The sequence below is a fragment of the Gemmatimonadales bacterium genome, assembly GCA_036500345.1.
Taxonomy (GTDB): domain Bacteria; phylum Gemmatimonadota; class Gemmatimonadetes; order Gemmatimonadales; family GWC2-71-9; genus Palsa-1233.
The window spans coordinates 108,236-126,592 of the sequence record DASYCE010000032.1 but is presented as its reverse complement, the minus strand read 5'-3'; the positions used below and the strand labels follow the sequence as shown (position 1 = coordinate 126,592).

The window sequence follows — 18,357 nt, the reverse complement described above, 5'->3', positions numbered from 1 at the left end:
GCTACTCCGCGGCGACCGCGGCGACGACGCCCTCGGCGCGGACTGCCGGATCGAACGACTGCTGCGCCACGGCGTGGACCTGGTCGACCGTGACGGCGCGGTATCCCGCGGCGGGATCGTCGAGCTCGGCGAGACCTTCACCCAGGATCCATGCATCCGCGATCTCGCCGGCGAAGGCGCTGGCGGTCTGCCGCGACAGCTCGACCTCGCCGATCAGCTGCGCCCGCGCCCGTTCGACTTCCTCCGCGGACGGCGGCTCCCGGCGGAACTGCGCCAGTTCCTCGAGCATCGCGGCGCGGGCCTCGTCGAGGCGTTCCGGCGCCATCGCGATGTAGGTCAGGAGGCCACCGGCCTCTTTTCGCTGCCACGAATTGGCCATCACCGTGTACGCCAGGGAGCGCGCACTCCGGAGCGACTCGAAGAGCCTCCCGCCAAGGCCGCCGGCGATGGCGCTCCAGGTCTCCGCCGCGAACCGCTCGTGCTCGCCGCGCGACGGCCCGGGAAAGAGCATCGCCAGCGCCGACTGCCGCCGGTCGCGGCGCTCGATTCGCGTGCCGGGAAGAATCGATGTCATCGGCTCGGCCGATCCCCCGATCACGTCGGCGGTGGATGCCGTGCCGTGACGATCGACAATGCCGGCGATCATCTCGGCGACCCGCGCGGGGTCGTCATCTCCGACCGCGATGATCGTGGTCGTTCCGCCACCGAGCATCTGCTGATGCCAGCGTCGAACTGCAGACGTGTCGAGTGCCAGCACCGATGCCGGCGTTCCGAGTGTCGGCACACCGTACCCGGCGTCGCCGAACGCCACGCCAAGCGCGAGCTGGACCGGAAAGCGGACCATATCGTCGGCGACGCCGCGCGCATCATCGGCGAGGAGTCCACGTTCGATCAGGACCGCCGGCTCGTCGAAGCGCGGGCGATGCAACACGTCGCAGAGGAGGGTTGTCGCTCGATGGAGATGTTCGGTCAGCACCGTTGCGCCGAGGCCGAGGGTGTCAGCACCGAGGCTGGGAGAGATCGTTCCCCCCAATGACTCGATTGCGAAGGCAAGTTGTACGGCGTCGAGCCGGTCGCTGCCGCGGAGCATGGAGCGGAGACCGAGTGCCGCGAGGCCGGCATTCGCCGCCGACTCGCGCAGCAGACGCGGCCGGTACAAGGTGATCGCCGTCTGGCCGATATCGCCGAAGCGTGCGGCGAGAATATCGCAGCCGTCGAGGGCGAGATGATGGACGCCGTGCTTGACGGCGGTCGCGGTGCGCCGCTTCGGCGGCGACGTTGCGTCAGAGGTCGTTGCAACGCCGGAAAGATCGACACCGGCATCGTCCCCAGTCGATGCGGTTGCGGTCGTGGCTGATGCTGCGACTGCAGCTGCACGCCGAAGCGAATCGACGTCGAACGCCGCCTCGCTGTTGCGCGGCAGGTATGCCACGCCGGACATCGCGTCGAGGTTGAAGATGCCGGCAGCAACCTCCCGGAGATGCATCGGTGACACCGCGAGAAGTTCGGCGCGTTCCCGGTCGAGGCGGCTCACGTCGCCCATTGCCTCGGCGTCGGCGAGTGCGACGGCACGGCTCTGGAAGCGCTCGAGCCTTCGGCTGATGCGGGCCAGCACCAGATGCTGCGCGCGGGTGAATTCCGCGGCGCTCACCTCGCGCCGCGCGAGATCGGTCGTTGCCGCCGCGATCTCCTCCAGTACCCGGTCGATGTTTGCCGGGGGCACCTCGGCGCCAATCGCGAAGACACCCAGATCGGAGACGCCGTACCATGACGCACCGACGTCGGTCGCCAGGCCGGGCTCGCGCAGCAGCTGCGGGAGTCGTGCGCCCCGGCCGAGCGCCAGGAGCGCGGTGGCGAGCTCGAGCGCCGGCGCGTCGTCGCTCAACATCCCGGGGGCGCGCCAGCCGATGACGAGATCGGCGAGCATGACGTCGCCGTCCAGACGGCGGGCGCGGATTGTCGGGGCGGATGTCTCGTAGGGGCCCGTGCTGATCGATGATGACGGGCGTTCCCAGTCGCTCCACGACGCGCGCACCATATCGAGCGCGGCAGCTTCGTCGAGATCGCCGACGACCGTGACGATCGTCCGCGACGGGACGTATCGCGAGCGGTGATATCCGAGGATGTCATCGCGAGTCAAGCGCTCGAGCACCGCTTCTTCCCCGATCCGCCAGCGGCGAATCCGGTGCTGCTCGAAGAGCAGCTGGTGCAGCGCTTCGCCCGCGACGGCGCCGGGTGTATCGAGCTTGCGGCGCGCTTCCTGGATGATCACGCCGAGTTCCCGCGCGAGTTCGTCGGGATCGACCGTCGGATTTCGGACCTGATCGGCTTGCAGCGCGATCAGCTCGGCTGCGTGGCGCGCCGGCCCGTTGACGAAGTAGACGGTCCGGTCGTACGCGGTGTAGGCGTTGAGTGATCCGCCGAGCGCCTTGGTGCGTTGCGCCAGTTCACCCGGGGCGAGCGACGGGGTTCCCTTGAAGAGGAGATGCTCGACAACGTGCGAGATCCCGGCGATCTCGTCGGGCTCGTCCAGGAACCCGGCGCGGACGTGCGTCACCACCGCGACGCCGGGGACGGAGCGCCGCCGCTGCACCAGCACTGTCAGGCCATTGGAGAGCTGTTCGCGCCGGAGTCCGAAGGTGGGCGGGTGACTCACCTGCCCCACGGGGAGGGATGCTGCAGCGCGCGCGTGGCGCGCGGCAGCGATGTCGCGTGGGTCATTGCAGGATCCGGATCACTCCCGCGGCGGCGGCGCCGCGGAGGAATGCCTCCGCATTGCCCACCGGAATCTTGACGCCGGTCTCCGCGGTGCCGCGCCGTGCGAAGACCTGCATGAACTCGTGCAGTGTGCCGTCGGCCCATGCCCCTTCGGCGGTCTGCAGATGCAGGACGAGTTCATCCCACGTGCCTCGGAGCGAGAGGCCGGTCAGCGTCTCGATCACGTGCGTTCCGACGCCGCCCGACGGCCGTTTCTGCATCTCGGGGACTTCGCGCATGAGCGTCCCGAAGAGTTCGAGCTGGTTGGGATCGCGCGATGTTCCGTCGGGCTGCAATGACTCGATTTCCGCCAGCAGCATTTCCTCGGCGTCGGCGGTGCGGCCAAGTTCGGCGAGGCGGGCGAGCCAGGGACGCACTTCGGGATCGTCGTCACCGGCGTTGCGAGCGGCCTTGAGGAGTTCGATGGTGCGCCAGACGCCGAGATCGTCGAAATGGTCGTCGGGTCGAACGCGGGCAAAGTGCAGCAGCGCTGCCGACGTCTCGCCGCGGTCGTAGAGGATGTTGGCGAGGTAGATCCGCGGTTCGGGGTACTCGGGATCGACTTCGAGCGCGCGCCGCAGCCAGAAGAAGGCGTCGGCGTCCATCCCGAGGCGGTGGGCGGTGTATCCCAGCGACGCCGAGATCTCCGCCGACGTCGGGTGGTGTTCGCGGCAGAGTTCGAAGAAGCGGCGTGCCTCGACGAAGAAGCCTTCGCGGAAGAGCGCGCGTCCCACCTGCAGCATCAGTTCGTGGTCGTCACCAAAACCGAGGTCGAGGAGCCGCTGGAAGGCACGGAGGGCACCTTCGAGCTGGCCGAGGACGAGGAGGGTCTCGCCGAGTCCCGCGAGTGCGTCCTCATGTTCAGGATCGAGAGTGAGTGCGGCGTCGAACGCCTGTCGAGCCCAGGCGTATTCCTCACGCGCCAGCTGGGCGTAGCCCACGCCGACATGCAGTTCGACAGCTTCGGGGTAGCGGATCAGCCCTTCACGCAGGAGGGCGAGTGCGGCGTCGTAACGAGCTTCGTTGTACAACTGGTGGGCCTGTTCATCGTACTCATCGGAGCTGAGGAAGGGCTCCGCCATGTGTGAATGGCCTCGCGTGGGGTTGCCTGCAAGGTAGTGGCAGCGACCGGGTTGGTGAAGTGTGTGGCGCAGCGCGGGATGCACGACCCCATCGGTGCGGTGGCGCGACCCCGGAGGCGGTGTGCTTGCATCGCGGGGGTGGGCGTCTATCTTACTGACCAGTCAGTAACTAAGAGGTCAGGATCGCCGCCGTGCCCGACGCCGCCCGCACCACCCCGCGCTTCCATCGCCGGCCCGAGGCCCGCCCGGAGGAACTGCTCGACGCTGCCCTCGCCGTCTTCGGCGAGCGCGGCTTCCGCCAGACCACCCTCGAGGAAGTCGCGGCCCGCGCCGGCGTCTCCAAGGGCACCGTCTACCTCTATTTCGACTCCAAGGACGACCTCTTCCGCGCGGTGGTCGAGAAGCAGATCGTGTCGCTGATCGAGAGCGCCGAGGAAATGGCGCGCACCCACGCCGGCACCGCCCGCGCGCTCCTGACCGAGATGGTCCACCGGATGTGGGACGGGATGTCGCGCACCGACATGGTCTGCATGGGACGGCTGGTGCAGTCGGAGCTGACCCAGTTTCCCGAAGTGCGCCGCTTCTACTTCGAGCACGTCGTCCTGCGCCACCGCCGCCTGCTGCGCAGCATCGCCGAGCGCGGCGTGGCGAGCGGCGAGTTCCGCCGGGACGCCGTGATGGTGGTGCCGCGGATGATTCCGGCGCTGGTGATGCAACTCAACCAGACCCGGTTCCTCTTTGGCGATCTCGACAAGTCGACTCCGACGCCGCGCGCGATGCGCGACGCGATTCTCGCGCTCGTGTTCGACGGGATCTGCATGCCGCCCGGCCGCGCGCGCACCGGCAGCGGCCGTGCCGCCGGCGTTCGACGCAGCACCAAGTCGCTCGGCAGAAAGAAGGCTCGATGATCTCGCGCACCATCACCGCAGCCGCGCTCCTCGCCGGCGCGGCCGTACCGCTCGCGGCGCAGGCCACGACGCCGGCGCCACAGTCCGCGCCGATGACCATTACCGTCGGCGAAGCGCTCGCGCGCGGTCGCGCCAGCGGCGTCAGTGCCGCACTGGCGCGTCTCGGCGCCCAGGGCGTGTCGCTCCGGACCAGCGAACAGTCTGCGGCACGCCTCCCCCAGGTCGATCTCACCGGCACGATGCAGCGACAGACGCTCAACCTGCGCGAATTCGGCTTGTCGATTCCGGGCTTCCCCGCGATCACCGATCCGTTCACGCTCTTCCGCGGTCGCGCCGCGGCGTCGCAGGTGATCTTCGATCCGGCATTGGCGGCGCGGCTTCGCGAAGCACGCGACACCGCGATCGCCGCAGGGCTCGACGCCGATCGCGCCGGGGATCTCGCTGCCGCCGCCGCCGGGGCAGCGTGGCTGCGCCTCGCCGGCGCCGAAGAGACGGTGGTGGCGCGGGAGCAGGATTCGGTGACGGCGTTCGCGCTCCTCGACATTGCGCGCTCGCAGGTTGACGCGGGTACCGCCCCGCGCATCGATCGCACGCGCAGCGAGACGCAGGCGGCGGCGGTCCGGGTCCAGGTCGCGGTCGCCCGCAACGAGCGCGCTCGCGCCGAGCTCGACCTGGCGCGGGCGATCAATCTCCCGCCCGGCACGCCGCTGAGCGTCGGCACGGAGATGGCGATCGCCGCCGACACGCTCCCCAGCGACATCAACGCCGCGATCGCAATTGCCCGGGCGCATCGCGCCGACCTCGCCGCCGAAAAGCAGCGTCAGGACGTGCTGCAGCGCGGGTTGGCGGCGATCCGCAACGAATTCATCCCGACGCTGTCGACCTCGGGCTACGTGCAATCGTCGGGCACCGCAGTGCCGTCGCTCGCCGGCACGTGGAACGTCGGCGTCTACCTGTCATGGTCGGTGTTCGACGGCTTTCGCCGTGAACGGCGGGTCGACGAGCAGCGGCTCCGGCTCGATGCGGAAGGCGTGCGACTGCAGGATCTGGAGAACCAGGTCGAAGCCGACGTGCGGCAGGCAGCGATCGATCGCGCCAGCGCGCGCGACCAGCTGGCGCTCGCCATCGACCGCGCGCGTCTCGCCGACGAAGAGCTCACCGAAGCACGCGAACGCTTTGCCGCCGGTGTGGCGGGGTCGGTCGAAACCACCAACGCCCAGGCCGAGGTCGCGACCGCGCATGACGCCGTGATCCAGGCTCGACTCGCCGCCGCCGCCGCCGAAATCGGCGCCGCCGAGGCGATGGGCCTGCTCAACCAGGTGCACTGATGTCGGGCATTCTCTCAGGAAGGTTCCATGGCTGCTAACAAGACGCCGTTCATCATCGTGGGTGTGCTCGTGATCGCGGCGGGCGTGTGGGGCGGAAAGAAGTATCTCTATTCGCGCAACCACGTCACCACGGACAATGCGGAGATCGATGGGCGGCTCGAACCGGTGGCAAGCAAGCTGCAGGCGTTCGTGATCCGCGTGCCGGTGGAAGACAACCAGGTCGTGCAGACCGGCGACACGCTTCTCGTCCTCGACGCGCGCGACCTCGACGCCGATGTGGCGAAGGCGCAGGCCGATCTCGCGGCGGCAATCGCGATGGCGGGGAACGGACACGCCACTGGACAGCTGTCGGCGCAGGTGACCGCAGCCGAAGCCACCGCCTCCGGTGCCGCCGCCGCCGTGACGACCGCCGAGGCCGCGTCGCGCCGCGCCAACTCCGACCTCGAACGGATCAAGGGGCTCGCCGCGAAGCAGATCGTCGCGGCGCAGCAGCTCGATGCGGCGCAGGCTGCCGCTGATGCCGCAGCGGGCAACCTGCAGGCGGCGCAACGCCAGGAAGCCGCGGCCAAGGCCCAGGTCGGGGCGGCCGGCGCAGCGCTGAGCGGCGGCGATGCGCGCGTTCAGGCTGCGCGCGCCACGCTCGAGACCGCCGAACTCAAGCGATCGTATGCGGTCGTCACCGCGCCGTTCCCCGCGATCGTGAGCAAGCGGAGTGCGGAGCCGGGGATGCTGATGCAGCCGGGCCAGACGGCGATGACGCTGGTGCCGCTCAAGGAGATCTGGGTCACTGCGAATGTGAAGGAGACGCGCCTGGGCCACGTGCAGGTCGGCGATTCGGTGAGCTTCACTGTCGACAGCTACGGCGGCAAGGAGTTCGAGGGCACGGTGCAGAGCCTCTCGCCGGCGACCGGTGCGCGCTTCGCGCTCCTTCCGCCCGACAATGCCACCGGCAACTTCACCAAGGTGGTGCAGAACGTCCCCGTGCGGATCGCGATCACCTCGGCTGCCGATCCGAAATACCCGCTGCGCCCCGGCATGTCTGTCGAGGTGGCGATCCGCACGCTGAAGTCCTGATCGATGACCGCCATCGCCCTTCCGGAGCCGGCCGCGCGCGCCGGCTCCGATGTCTACCGTTCGCGGTATCTCATCGCCTTCGCCGTCACCCTGGCCTCGGTGCTCGAGCTGGTCGACACCAGCATCGTCAACGTCGCCATTCCGCACATGATGGGGAATCTCGGCGCCACCCTCGAAGAGATCGCCTGGGTGAGCACCGGATACATCGTGGCGAATGTCATCGTCCTGCCGATGACGTCGTTTCTCTCCGACACCTTCGGGCGGCGCAACTACTACACCGGCTCGATCGCCCTCTTCACCATCGCGTCGTTCTTCTGCGGCCATGCCACGTCGCTGTACGAGCTGGTCTTCTGGCGCGTCGTGCAGGGAATCGGCGGCGGCGCGCTGATTTCGACGGCGCAGGCGATCCTCTTCGACGTCTTCCCACGCGAGGAACGCGGCACATCGACCGCGATCTTCGGCGTCGGCGTGATGGTCGGGCCGCTCCTTGGCCCGACGCTTGGCGGGTGGATCACCGCCAACTACTCGTGGCCGTGGATCTTCTACATCAACCTGCCGCTCGGCGTCATCGCGGCGCTGCTCTGCTGGGAATACGTCCCCGAGCCGTCGGTGAGCGTGCAACGGAGCGACAAGGGCGTCGACTGGCTCGGCATCCTCTTTCTCATCGTCGGAATCGGCTGCCTGCAGATCATGCTCGAACGCGGCCAGAGCAAGGACTGGTTCTCGTCGCAGGAGATCGTGCTCGAAGCGATCCTCGCCGCAGGCGGCGTGATCGCCTTCGTCTGGCGCGAACTCGTCGCCGAGCATCCGATGGTCGACCTGCACATCCTGCGGAATCGGCAGCTGGCGGTCGGCGTGCTCTTCGCGGTGATTCTCGGATTCGCGCTGTACGCGTCGGTGTTCGTGCTGCCGGTCTTCCTGCAGGGACTGCTGGGATATTCGGCGTGGGACACCGGGCTGGTGATGTTCCCCGGCGCCATCGCCAGCGCGGTGACGATGGGTGTCGTGGGACGACTGGCGCAGAAGATGGATGCGCGACCGCTCGTCGTGGTCGGCGTGCTGCTCTACCTCGTCTCGATGGTGATGCACTGGCAGTTCACCATGGCGATCGGGCTGCACGACACGCTGCTGCCGATCATCCTGCGCGGCATCGGGATCGGGCTCGTGTTCGTGCCGCTCACGGGGATGACCGTCGCCGAACTCGCGCCGCAGCAGATGGCACAGGGGACCGGGCTGTTCAATCTGGCGCGACAACTCGGCGGGTCACTCGGGATCGCCGCGGCGGCGACGCTGGTGACGCGCTACACGGCGCGTGCGCGCGAGGGACTCCTGCCCCATCTCGATCCGTCGGATCCGCAGGTCGGCGGATGGATCAATCAGGTGACGTCGGGAATGGCACATCTGGGGGCCTCGCTCCCGGAGGCGACGGCACGCGCGTACCAGCTGATGAGCTACAAGCTGCAGCAACAGGCGGCGCTGCTGGCCTACGACAAGATCTACCTGACGATGGGTGTCGCATTCACCGCCGCGTTGCCGCTGCTACTCCTCTTCCGCACCGGGCGGCTGACCGGGAAGGTCGACGCGCACTAGCCGAACGGGTGTTCCAGCGACGGGCTCTGCGGCGTGAAGAGCTCTGCGCCGTTCTCGGTGATGTGCATGTCGTCCTCAAGCCGGATGCCGAATTCTCCCTTGATGTAGATCCCCGGCTCGTCGCTGAAGGTCATGTTCGGCTGCAGCTTGAGGGTATTGCCGCGCACGAGATACGGCCATTCGTGGCCATCCATGCCGATCCCGTGTCCCACGCGATGCGAGAAGAACTTGTAGTCGGGGCCGAAGCCGCCGTCGCTGATCACCTTGCGCGCGGCGGCGTCGACCGACTGCGCCTCAACGCCGGGGCGCGCCGCCTTGAGGGCGGCGGTCTGCGCGGCGTGCTCGATGTCGAAGACCTTCTTCATCCGATCGGTGGCCCGGCCGAGGACGAAGGTCCGGGTGATGTCGGATTGATAGCCTTCCGCAGTGCAGCCATCGTCGATCATCACAATGGTCCCTTCGCGGATCGTCTGCGGCGTCGCCGATCCGTGCGGCAACGCGGTGTATTCACCGACCTGCACTGTCGCGTCGCCGGGAAAGCCCATTCGCTGATACGCGGCGCCAATCAGCCGGCCGGCATCGTCCTGCGTCATCCCGGGCTGCAGCGCGTGATACACCGCTTCGTACACTTTGAGGGTGACCTGGTTGGCGAGTTTCATCAGCGCCAGTTCGTGCGCGCTCTTGATCATCCGACAGCCAGCGGTGACCGGCGTGGCGCTCGCCACGTGCATCGCCGGATTGGCGCGCGCAATCCCGTCGGCGAAGGCGTACTTGACGGTCTCTTCGATACCGATCGTGCCGGTGGCGATTCCCGCCGTCTTGAGGCCGCGTGCCACCCGATCGTACGGATTCTCGTCCTCCTGCCAGACGAGGACACTGGTGCCGCGGCCAAGCGGCCCGCTGTGCGCCTGCTCGAGGGTGCGCTCTTCCTCGAACGCCGGCGTCACGATGAACGCCTCGCCGCGCACCGGAATCACCACGGCGGTGAGCCGTTCACTGTTGCCCCACCGCATCCCGGTGAAGTAGTTGAGCGTCGTCCCGCCGGCGACGACGATCGCATCGAGGTGGTTCTGTGCCATCAGCGCGCGGGCGCGATCGAGCCGCGCGCGGCGTTCGTCGATGGTGATCGGCGTCGCTTCGTGCGCGCGCGATGCAAGTGCCGTGATGCTCGGCGGCAGCGGCTTGCAGTCCTGCTGATCGGAAGGCTGGGCCGACAGAGGTGTCTTGCCGTCGAGGACGACACCGGTGAGCGCCAGCGACGACGTAGCGAGGAACGAACGACGTGATGTCATGATCTCTCCAGGCACCGAAATGATCTACTTCTTGCCCTTGCGAACGCCCGCGGTTTCCGCGATCAGAGCCGTGGCGAAGGCGACGCCGTCACGGAACGACTTGACCGGGATCCGCTCGTCCTTGCCATGGGCGCGCTCTTCGCCAACCGGCATCGGAATCCCGGTGACGCCGTAGACCGGAATCCCGGCATTGCGAAAGTAGAGGCCGTCAGTGGCGCCGTTCTCCTGCACCGGCGTGATCGGCACATCACGGCCCCATGTCGCCCTCGCAGCGGCCTTGACCAGCGCGATGCGATCGGGAAGGAGCGGTGATGCCGGCGACGCCTTCGCCGGCTGGATTTCGGCGATGATGACGCCGGTGTCGGCGACCGCTTCCTTGAGCCGGGTCATGGTCTGGGCGGATGTCTCACCGGGAATGATGCGGCAGTTGACGGTCCCCACGGCGAGCGCGGGGAGCGCGTTTTCGGCGTGACCGGCGGCGAGCATCGTTGGCACGCAGGTGGTGCGCAGCAACGCGTTATACGCGGGCGAGAAGCGCGCCAGCCGGTACGCTGCCGATGAATCGAGCGGCTGCTTGATGGCGGCACGAACGGCCTCGGCCTCCGCGGGCGCAACGAACGGCAGGCGGGCCGTAAGCTGCGCGCGCGCGATGTCGGTCAGGTCGATCGGGAAGTAGAGCGCCTCGAGCCCGCGCAGCGCGTTGACGAGCGAGAAGATCGCGTTGTCGCCGCGCGGGAGCGAGGAATGCCCGCCCGGGTTGCGGGCAGTCATCGTCACCGACCAGTAGACCTTCTCCGCGCCCTGCAATTCGATCCACGCCAGCTTGCCGCGATCGATGTACGGACCGCCGGCGTCGAAATTGAAGACCCAGTCGGCATCGACCATCGGCCGGTGGTCGCGGATCAGCCAGCCCGCGCCGGGAAGATCGGCATTCTCTTCGCCCGAGGTAAGCGCGAGAATGATGTCGCGATCGGGCTTCACCTTGCTGCGTACCAGTGCCAGCGCGCCGGCAACCAGCGTCGCAGCCGGTCCCTTGTCGTCGGCGGTGCCGCGACCGTAGAGCCAGGTGTCCTTCTCCGTTACCGCGAACGGCTCGAGCGACCAGTCGGCGCGCAGGGCATCGACCACATCGAGATGGGCGAGGAAGAGGACCGGCTTTGCGGTTCCCTTCCCACGGATACGCACCACGAGGTTGCGGTTCTTTGCCTCCGGGCCGACCACCTGCACGTCGGCCGCGGGAACGCCGGCCTTCTGGAACCGTGCCGCAAGCTTCTCGGCGAGCGGCGTCACGTCGCCGCGCTGCAGCGACGTGTTCATCGACACCATCTCGGTCAGGATCTCGCGCGCTTCGCGTTGTGCCGCTTCGCTCGGCGCTTGCGCGGCGAGCGGGAGCGCTGCGACGACGATGATCGCTGCCGCGACGAGCCGACCCATCAATCGAGCCCCTGATACGGATACTTCCAGCTGCGCGGCGGCGAGCCGGTCTCCTTGATCGTGCGGGCCGAGACCCAGCGATAGAGATTGAGCGCGCTGCCGGCCTTGTCGTTGGTTCCCGACGCGCGCGCGCCGCCGAACGGCTGCTGGCCGACGACGGCTCCGGTCGGCTTGTCGTTGATGTAGTAGTTGCCCGCCGCGTGGCGAAGCTTCCGGTCGGCGTCAATGATCGCCGCTCGATCCTGCGAGAAGATTGCCCCGGTGAGCGCGTACGGCGACGCCGTGTCGACCAGCGCCAGCACCTCATCCCACGCGTTGTCATCGTAGACGTACGCCGAGAGAATCGGCCCGAAGAATTCCACCGTCATGATCTGGTGGCGCGGGTCGGTGGTTTCGAGGAGCGTCGGCTCGATGAACCATCCTTCGCTTCGATCGCAGTTGCCGCCGGCGACGACGCGCACCCGCGGATCGCTCTTTGCCGCCGCGAGGACCTGCTCCAGGCGCTTGAACGCGCGCTCGTCGATCACCGCGCCGACGTAGACGGCGTAATCGGCGGGATCGCCCATCTTGATCGCGGCGATCTCCTCCTTCATCCGCTTCTCGACCGCAGGCCAGAGCGAACGCGGGATGTAGCAGCGCGACGCCGCCGAGCATTTCTGCCCCTGATACTCGAACGCGCCACGAATCAGCGCCGTCACCAGCGCCTCGACATCGGCACTCGGGTGGGCCAGGACGAAGTCCTTGCCGCCGGTTTCGCCGACGAGTCGCGGATAGCCGCGGTACTGATCGAGGCGATCGGAAACCCCCTTCCAGAGCGTATGGAAGACGGCGGTCGATCCGGTGAAATGAATCCCCGCAAGGCGAGGATCGGAGACCAGGACGTCGGTCACCGTCCCCGATTCACCGGGGACAAACTGGATCACGCCGGGGGGAAGACCCGCTTCGCGCAACACCTGATAGAAGACCCAGTTGGAGAGGACCGCGGTCGCCGACGGTTTCCACAGCGTCACGTTGCCGAGGATCGCCGGCGCGGTCGGGAGGTTGCCGCCGATCGCGGTGAAGTTGAACGGCGTAATCGCGTAGACGAACCCTTCGAGCGGGCGATAGTCGAGCCGGTTCCAGACGCCCGGCGTCGACATCGGCTGCTGATGCAGGATCTGTTCTGCGAAATGGACGTTGAACCGGAGAAAGTCGATCAGTTCGCAGGCGGAATCGATCTCGGCCTGGTGCGATGTCTTGCCCTGGCCGAGCATCGTGGCGGCGTTGATTCGCTGGCGCCACGGGCCGGCGAGAAGATCAGCGGCCTTGAGAAAGACGGCGGCGCGATCGGCGAACGACCAATGCTCCCAGTCCCTTTGCGCGGCGGTGGCGCCGTCGATTGCATCCTGCAGCAGCGCGGCGGGCGCCTGATGCACCGTGGCGATCCGCTGCTGATGGTGCTGCGGCGAGGTGACCGCCACGGTTTTCCCTGTGCGGTGCTCCGTTCCGTTGACGACGGCGGGGATGTCGGTCGTCGTGCCGCTCAGCTCCTTGAGCGCCGCGGCGAGCGCGGTGCGTTCGGGAGTCTTCGGGGCGTAGGTGAGGACCGGTTCGTTGATCGGGACAGGGATATTGCCGACGGCGCTCATGGGGGGTCCGGTAGTAAAGCGGTACCACCCCGCGCGACGGCGGTTCCGTCGAGTCGTGAGGTGGGTTCGCGCGGGATCAAATATAGGACTGGGCGTTCACGGACTTATGAGCACGCGAGTGGTAGCACCCTCGTGAACGTTGCCCCATCACTCAGCGTGACGACTGTGTCGGGGACGCCGGGCCACGGGACGTACGATCCGTTGAGGCCGAGTCGCGCGCCGATCCGATGGGTGCCGGTCACGATCGGGAATCCCTGCGAACTGGTGTGGGCCGGCGGGAGATTGACCCGGAACGTATCGATGCCGACCTGGACGCTGTCGACCAGGAATTGCGCCGGGATCGTACTGCTGCAGAGCGGCGCGTTGAGCGAAAAAATCACGGTGGCATGCGGTGCGAGATCGGAACTTGCGCAGCCGGCACAGACGGCGATGGCCAGCGATGAAATCAGATGTTTCATGACAGCACCTCCTTCGACGGTACCAATATACCGGCCGATGGCGCACCGCCTCGGCGCCCGGTAGACTTCGCTCCCCCAACCTTGCAGCGAGCTGACATTGATGACGTCTGAGCCCCGGGTCATCCGGCACACCGCCCGGATGCTGATGCTGGCCGCCCTCACCCTCGCCGCCTGCGCCCGTGGCAGCGGCGGCGGCGGTGATCGCGTCGTCTCCGTCTCGAAACAGATCAATGAAGATCTCTACGCCATCGGCGCCGAGAACGTCCTCGTGGCCCGCGACCTGACATCGGTCTATCCCGACCAGATCACCAGGCTCCCCAACGTCGGCTATCATCGGGCGCTCAATGCCGAGGGGATCATTTCGATGAAGCCGACACTCTTCCTCAATGACGGCAACTTCGGGCCTGATGCTGTCGGCGAGCAGGTGAAGAAGGTCGGGATTCCCACGCTGACGCTCAATCCGGGCAACACGCTCGACAGTTCCGAGGCGTTGATCACGAAGCTCGGTACGCTCTTCCACCGCGATCATCAGGCCGACTCGGTCGTCACCGCGATGAAGGCGGGGATGGATTCGGTCTTCGCCGACACGATGAAGTGGGTCGGCACGCATCGCCCGCGGGTGCTTATCATCCACTTCGGACAGATCCGCAACAACTATCTTGCCCTCAAGCGCGGTGGCCCCGCCGATCAGATGCTGCACTGGGCCGGTGCCGACAATGCCATCGATTCGGTCGGCGGCATGGCGCAGCTCACACCGGAATTGATTGCGCGCGCCGCGCCCGACGTGATCATCGCAACCGAAGTCGGCTTCGATCGCTACGGCTCGGTCGAGAAGTTCAAGACGCTTCCCGGTGTGGCACTCACGCCGGCGGGAGCGTCGAACCAGATCTACCGCATCACGGAGCAGAAGATCATGTACTTCGGGCCACGCACGCCGGCGGTGGTCCGCGAGCTGGCCGACATGGTGCACAAATGAGATGCTGAAGCGGCTCAGCCATCGATCGTTCCATACGCTCCTCGCCATCGGACTTGGCGTCGCGATGCTCGCGTCGGCTTCGATCGGCGATTTCTACTTCCCGCTCCGCGACATCGTGCGGTTCATCGGCCAGGGTCTGCATCTCGCACCCCTCACCACCGCCGACGCGCTCGACCGCAATGTCTTCCTCCAGCTTCGCCTGCCGCGGGTCCTCCTCGGTACCGTGACCGGTGCGGTGCTCGGGGTGTCGGGCACGTTGATGCAGGGCCTCTTCCGCAACCCGATCGTCGAACCTGGACTGGTGGGCACATCGGCCGGTGCCGCGTTCGGCGCGGCCCTGGTCTTCGTCCTCGGCGGGAAGGCGACACTGGCGTTCACGGCGCCGCTCGGATCGGCGGCGGTTCCCGTGCTCGCCTTCGCCGGTGGTTTCGCCGCGACGATCCTGGTCTATCGCGTGTCGCGGAGCTTCGGCAAGGTGAACGTCTTCACCCTCCTGCTCGCGGGGATCGCGGTCAACGCCGTGTCGTCGGCCGGGACCGGATTTCTCTCGTACATCGCCCGCGATCCACAGGCGCGCAATATCACGTTCTGGAATCTGGGAACGTTCACCACCGCGGACTGGCGCGGCGCGTCGATCGTGACGGTCACATTCGCCATCTGCTACGTCCTCGCGCGGCGCTACGGCAAGGCGCTCAACGCACTGATGCTCGGCGAAGAGGAGGCGGCGTACACCGGCCTCGATCCCGCGCGCTTCATCTGGCCGCTGCTGGTGATCAACACCCTGATGGTCGCAATGGCGACGGCGATGGTCGGCGTCATCGCGTTCATCGGGCTGGTGGTGCCGCATCTGCTGCGGCTGGTCAAGTCATCCGACTATACCTTCCTGATCCCCGGCTCCGCCCTCCTCGGCGCGATGCTGATGGAAGTGATCGATGTGGTCGCGCGCCTGGTGATCGCGCCGGCGGAGCTGCCGATCGGGATCATCACCGCGGTGATCGGCGCGCCGGTGTTCCTCGGCATCCTGATCCGCCAGCAGCGTCGCAGTGGTGGTGCGTTCTATGGTTGAGCTCTCCGGCGTGTCGTTCATGGCCGGAGGGACGCCGATCCTGCACCAGATCGACGTGCGATTCGCGGCGGGAAAGTTCAACGTCATCCTCGGTCCCAATGGCGCCGGGAAATCGACGCTCCTCAAGATCGCGACCGGCACCGTCCAGCCGACCACCGGATCGGTGCGGTATGACAACGCCGATGCCGCGACGTGGTCGCCCGAGGCGTTCGCGCGCCGGCGCGCGGTCCTCTCGCAGCAGATGGAGCTCGCTTTTCCGTTGCCGGTCGAAGACGTGGTGCTGATGGGACGGTATCCGCACTACGGACGAACGCCGGCGCGCCGCGATCGCGAGATCGTCACGGCGGCGCTCGAACTCGTGGGGATGGCGGACCGGCGCCACCAGGTCTATTCGACGCTGTCGGGTGGCGAGCGGCAGAAGACGCATCTCGCACGGGTGCTGGCGCAGATCTGGGCGGGCGACGAGACAGCGGGGCCGAAGTACCTCTTCCTCGATGAGCCGACCGCGTCGCTCGACGTGCACTATCAGATTCATCTCCTCGACGTGGCACGCGGGCTCCTCGCCGACGGATGCACCGTGATCGCCATCCTGCACGACCTCAATGTCGCGCTGCGCTACGGCGACACCTTCACGCTCCTCGCCGCGGGGAGGGTGGCGTGTGCCACCGATCGGAGCGACGCCATCTCGCGCGAGCTCCTCGAGCAGGTCTTCAAGGTGCGGGCCCATCAGGTGATCGACCCCGTCGCGGGCCGGACCCTGTGGGAGTTTTCGCTGTAGCCCTCCGCTCATTACCTTTGTCCCGACTTTGCCGGAGAATCGACCGATGCGCCGCCTGATCCCTCTCCTCCTCGCCACCGGGCTCGTTGTCGCGGGGTGCCGTGACTACGATCGGTACGGCTACGTCTCCGCAGAGAAGGGGATGATCTCGCCCGACGAGTACGCACGGTACGGCCCCGACCAGGCGATCGCCATGGCGATCGGCCGAGAGTACGGCAAGGCCTACGCGGGACGGAGCGCGGCGGACTTCGGCAAGCAGGCGGATGCCGCGATCACCTATGCGAAGAAGTTCTCGCAGGTATCGAACGTGACCGCCGATTCGCTCGGGTTCCGGCTCGTCGTCACCTTCGCTGATGGATGGGCGACCCAGGTGACGCCGATCACCGACGGGAAGAGCGGCGACCAAACGGCGAATCTGCCGAAGGGCAAATAGCGCAACTGCACGCAGGACCGCTCGACTCGCCACGCATCACACCGCGCTGCACGCAGCCGGAGGGACCGCGTCATGACCACCAACAGCCCCCCTCCGGAACTCACCCCCGAACTGCTGTATCTCCTGAGCGGCGACGCCGCCGACCTCGCTGACGCGACGGCCGACCTTCGCGCTGCCGATATCGCGGAGGCGGTGAACCACCTCCCGCTCGAAGCGGCGGCGCGCGTGGTGGGGGCCGTGCCGTTCCATCTCGGCGTCCAGCTCTTCGACGAGCCCGAACTCGAGCGGCGCGGCGAGATCTTCGAAGAACTGCAGGTCGCCACCGCCGGCCGCCTCCTCGACGCGCTCTCTGCCGACCAGCAGGTCGACGTCTATCGCGCCCTTTCGGCCAATGCGCGGTCGCGGCTGATGCCGTTCCTGCAAGCCGGAACGCGGGAGACACTGCGAACGCTGATGAACTACCCGCCGACGTCGGCGGGGGGCATCATGACCACTGAATTCGTGAGCGTCCCGTCGACGTGGACCGCCGACGAAGTGAAGCGTCACGTCGCAGAGGTCGGCGAGGCGAAGGAGACGGTCTACGCGATCTACATCATCGACCCCGCGGAGAACACCCTCACGCGCGTGATCTCGCTGCGCGAGGTGATGATGGTCCCCGGCGATACCAACGTGCTGGACATCGGCGATGATCGCACGCCGGTGTCCGTCGATCCGCTGATCGACCGCGAAGAAGCGGCGCGGCTGATCTCGAAGTACAACCTCCTGGCGCTGCCCGTCGTGAACGATCATCACCGGATGCTCGGCATCGTCACGGTGGACGACATCATCGACGCGCTGGTGTCGGAACAGACCGAGGACGCCCAGAAGTTCGGCGGCATGGAGGCAATCGACGAGCCCTACCTGCAGATCTCCTTCCTCGAAATGCTCAAGAAGCGCGCGGGATGGCTGGCGATTCTCTTCGTCGGCGAGACGCTGACGGCGCAGGCAATGGGACACTTCGAGGCCGACATCGCTGCCGCGCCGGTGCTGGCGCTCTTCATACCGCTGATCATTTCGTCGGGAGGAAATTCGGGTTCGCAATCGACGTCGCTGGTGATCCGCGCGATGGCGGTGAACGAGCTCACGCTTCGCGACTGGTGGCGCGCCCTGGTTCGGGACATTCCGACCGGCGCCGCGCTCGGCACCATGCTCGGGACCATCGGCTTCTGCCGGGTCCTCCTCTGGCAGGTATTGTCAAAGCACCACCGCACACTGCTCGGGCTCGAACTCGGCTATGACTATGGCCCGCACTACATGCTCGTGGCAGCGACGGTCTTCGCGGCGCTGATCGGCGTCGTCCTCTTCGGTTCGGTGGCCGGGTCGATGCTGCCGTTCGTGCTGCGGGCCTGCAAGCTCGACCCTGCGAGCGCGTCGGCGCCATTCGTCGCCACCCTGGTCGACGTCACCGGCCTGGTGATCTACTTCTCCGTGGCCTTCGCCATCCTGCACGGCACGCTGCTGCTGTGACGCCGCGAGGATGTTGCCATCCCGGCTGACGCCTTCCTGGCCCGCTA

15 protein-coding genes are annotated in these 18,357 nt (G+C 67.3%); 9 read left to right on the top strand and 6 right to left on the bottom strand.

Features of this window, described 5'->3' with window-relative positions; all coding sequences use genetic code 11:
* Position 1: 1 nt before the first annotated feature.
* Positions 2 to 2,656 carry a pitrilysin family protein gene (locus VGM20_14915; protein HEY4102159.1) on the bottom strand — a complete coding sequence of 885 codons (2,655 nt, stop codon included), beginning with the start codon at positions 2,654 to 2,656 and terminating at the stop codon, positions 2 to 4.
* A 61-nt stretch (positions 2,657 to 2,717) separates the two neighbouring features.
* A complete protein-coding gene (locus VGM20_14910; GenBank protein HEY4102158.1) occupies positions 2,718 to 3,839 on the bottom strand; it encodes a tetratricopeptide repeat protein in 1,122 nt (373 codons plus the stop codon).
* Between the two features lie 191 nt (positions 3,840 to 4,030).
* On the opposite strand from VGM20_14910, the gene VGM20_14905 reads away from it, so the two are divergent.
* The 4 genes from VGM20_14905 to VGM20_14890 are packed head-to-tail and all read left to right on the top strand — an operon-like array spanning position 4,031 to position 8,739.
* Positions 4,031 to 4,747 carry a TetR/AcrR family transcriptional regulator gene (locus VGM20_14905; GenBank protein ID HEY4102157.1) on the top strand — a complete coding sequence of 239 codons (717 nt, stop codon included), beginning with the start codon at positions 4,031 to 4,033 and terminating at the stop codon, positions 4,745 to 4,747.
* Positions 4,744 to 6,075 (top strand): TolC family protein, encoded by a 1,332-nt coding sequence (locus tag VGM20_14900; protein ID HEY4102156.1) that lies wholly within the window; start codon positions 4,744 to 4,746, stop codon positions 6,073 to 6,075. The genes VGM20_14905 and VGM20_14900 overlap by 4 nt, the downstream gene beginning before the upstream one ends.
* A gap of 27 nt (positions 6,076 to 6,102) precedes the next feature.
* Entirely contained in the window at positions 6,103 to 7,149 is a 1,047-nt protein-coding gene (locus VGM20_14895) for an HlyD family secretion protein (protein ID HEY4102155.1), read from the top strand.
* Positions 7,150 to 7,152: 3 nt separating this feature from the next.
* Positions 7,153 to 8,739 (top strand): DHA2 family efflux MFS transporter permease subunit, encoded by a 1,587-nt coding sequence (locus VGM20_14890; protein ID HEY4102154.1) that lies wholly within the window; start codon positions 7,153 to 7,155, stop codon positions 8,737 to 8,739.
* Here VGM20_14890 and VGM20_14885 read toward each other — a convergent pair.
* The 4 genes from VGM20_14885 to VGM20_14870 all read right to left on the bottom strand — a co-directional run bounded on the left by VGM20_14885 (position 8,736) and on the right by VGM20_14870 (position 13,551).
* On the bottom strand, positions 8,736 to 10,031 hold the full coding sequence (locus tag VGM20_14885; GenBank protein ID HEY4102153.1) for a Xaa-Pro peptidase family protein: 1,296 nt from the start codon (positions 10,029 to 10,031) through the stop codon (positions 8,736 to 8,738). The two genes, VGM20_14890 and VGM20_14885, sit on opposite strands and share 4 nt — an antisense overlap.
* A 24-nt stretch (positions 10,032 to 10,055) precedes the next feature.
* The gene (locus tag VGM20_14880) at positions 10,056 to 11,465 is read right to left on the bottom strand and encodes a M20/M25/M40 family metallo-hydrolase (GenBank protein HEY4102152.1); all 1,410 of its coding nucleotides are present in this window, start codon (positions 11,463 to 11,465) and stop codon (positions 10,056 to 10,058) included.
* On the bottom strand, positions 11,465 to 13,093 hold the full coding sequence (gene pruA / locus VGM20_14875; GenBank protein ID HEY4102151.1) for an L-glutamate gamma-semialdehyde dehydrogenase: 1,629 nt from the start codon (positions 13,091 to 13,093) through the stop codon (positions 11,465 to 11,467). The genes VGM20_14880 and pruA overlap by 1 nt, the downstream gene beginning before the upstream one ends.
* A gap of 104 nt (positions 13,094 to 13,197) precedes the next feature.
* Positions 13,198 to 13,551 carry a hypothetical protein gene (locus tag VGM20_14870; protein HEY4102150.1) on the bottom strand — a complete coding sequence of 118 codons (354 nt, stop codon included), beginning with the start codon at positions 13,549 to 13,551 and terminating at the stop codon, positions 13,198 to 13,200.
* Between the two features lie 100 nt (positions 13,552 to 13,651).
* Here VGM20_14870 and VGM20_14865 point away from each other — a divergent pair, with 100 nt between their 5' ends.
* The 5 genes from VGM20_14865 to mgtE all read left to right on the top strand — a co-directional run bounded on the left by VGM20_14865 (position 13,652) and on the right by mgtE (position 18,310).
* Positions 13,652 to 14,527, top strand: coding sequence for an ABC transporter substrate-binding protein (locus tag VGM20_14865; GenBank protein HEY4102149.1), 876 nt, complete (start codon positions 13,652 to 13,654; stop codon positions 14,525 to 14,527).
* 1 nt (position 14,528) lies between these two features.
* Positions 14,529 to 15,593, top strand: a complete 1,065-nt coding sequence (locus tag VGM20_14860) for an iron ABC transporter permease (GenBank protein ID HEY4102148.1) — start codon at positions 14,529 to 14,531, stop codon at positions 15,591 to 15,593.
* Positions 15,586 to 16,371, top strand: coding sequence for a heme ABC transporter ATP-binding protein (locus VGM20_14855; protein ID HEY4102147.1), 786 nt, complete (start codon positions 15,586 to 15,588; stop codon positions 16,369 to 16,371). Before VGM20_14860 ends, VGM20_14855 begins: the two co-directional genes overlap by 8 nt.
* Before the next feature lie 46 nt (positions 16,372 to 16,417).
* A complete protein-coding gene (locus tag VGM20_14850) occupies positions 16,418 to 16,804 on the top strand; it encodes a hypothetical protein (protein ID HEY4102146.1) in 387 nt (128 codons plus the stop codon).
* Positions 16,805 to 16,876: 72 nt separating this feature from the next.
* The gene (gene mgtE / locus VGM20_14845; protein HEY4102145.1) at positions 16,877 to 18,310 is read left to right on the top strand and encodes a magnesium transporter; all 1,434 of its coding nucleotides are present in this window, start codon (positions 16,877 to 16,879) and stop codon (positions 18,308 to 18,310) included.
* Positions 18,311 to 18,357 lie beyond the last annotated feature (47 nt).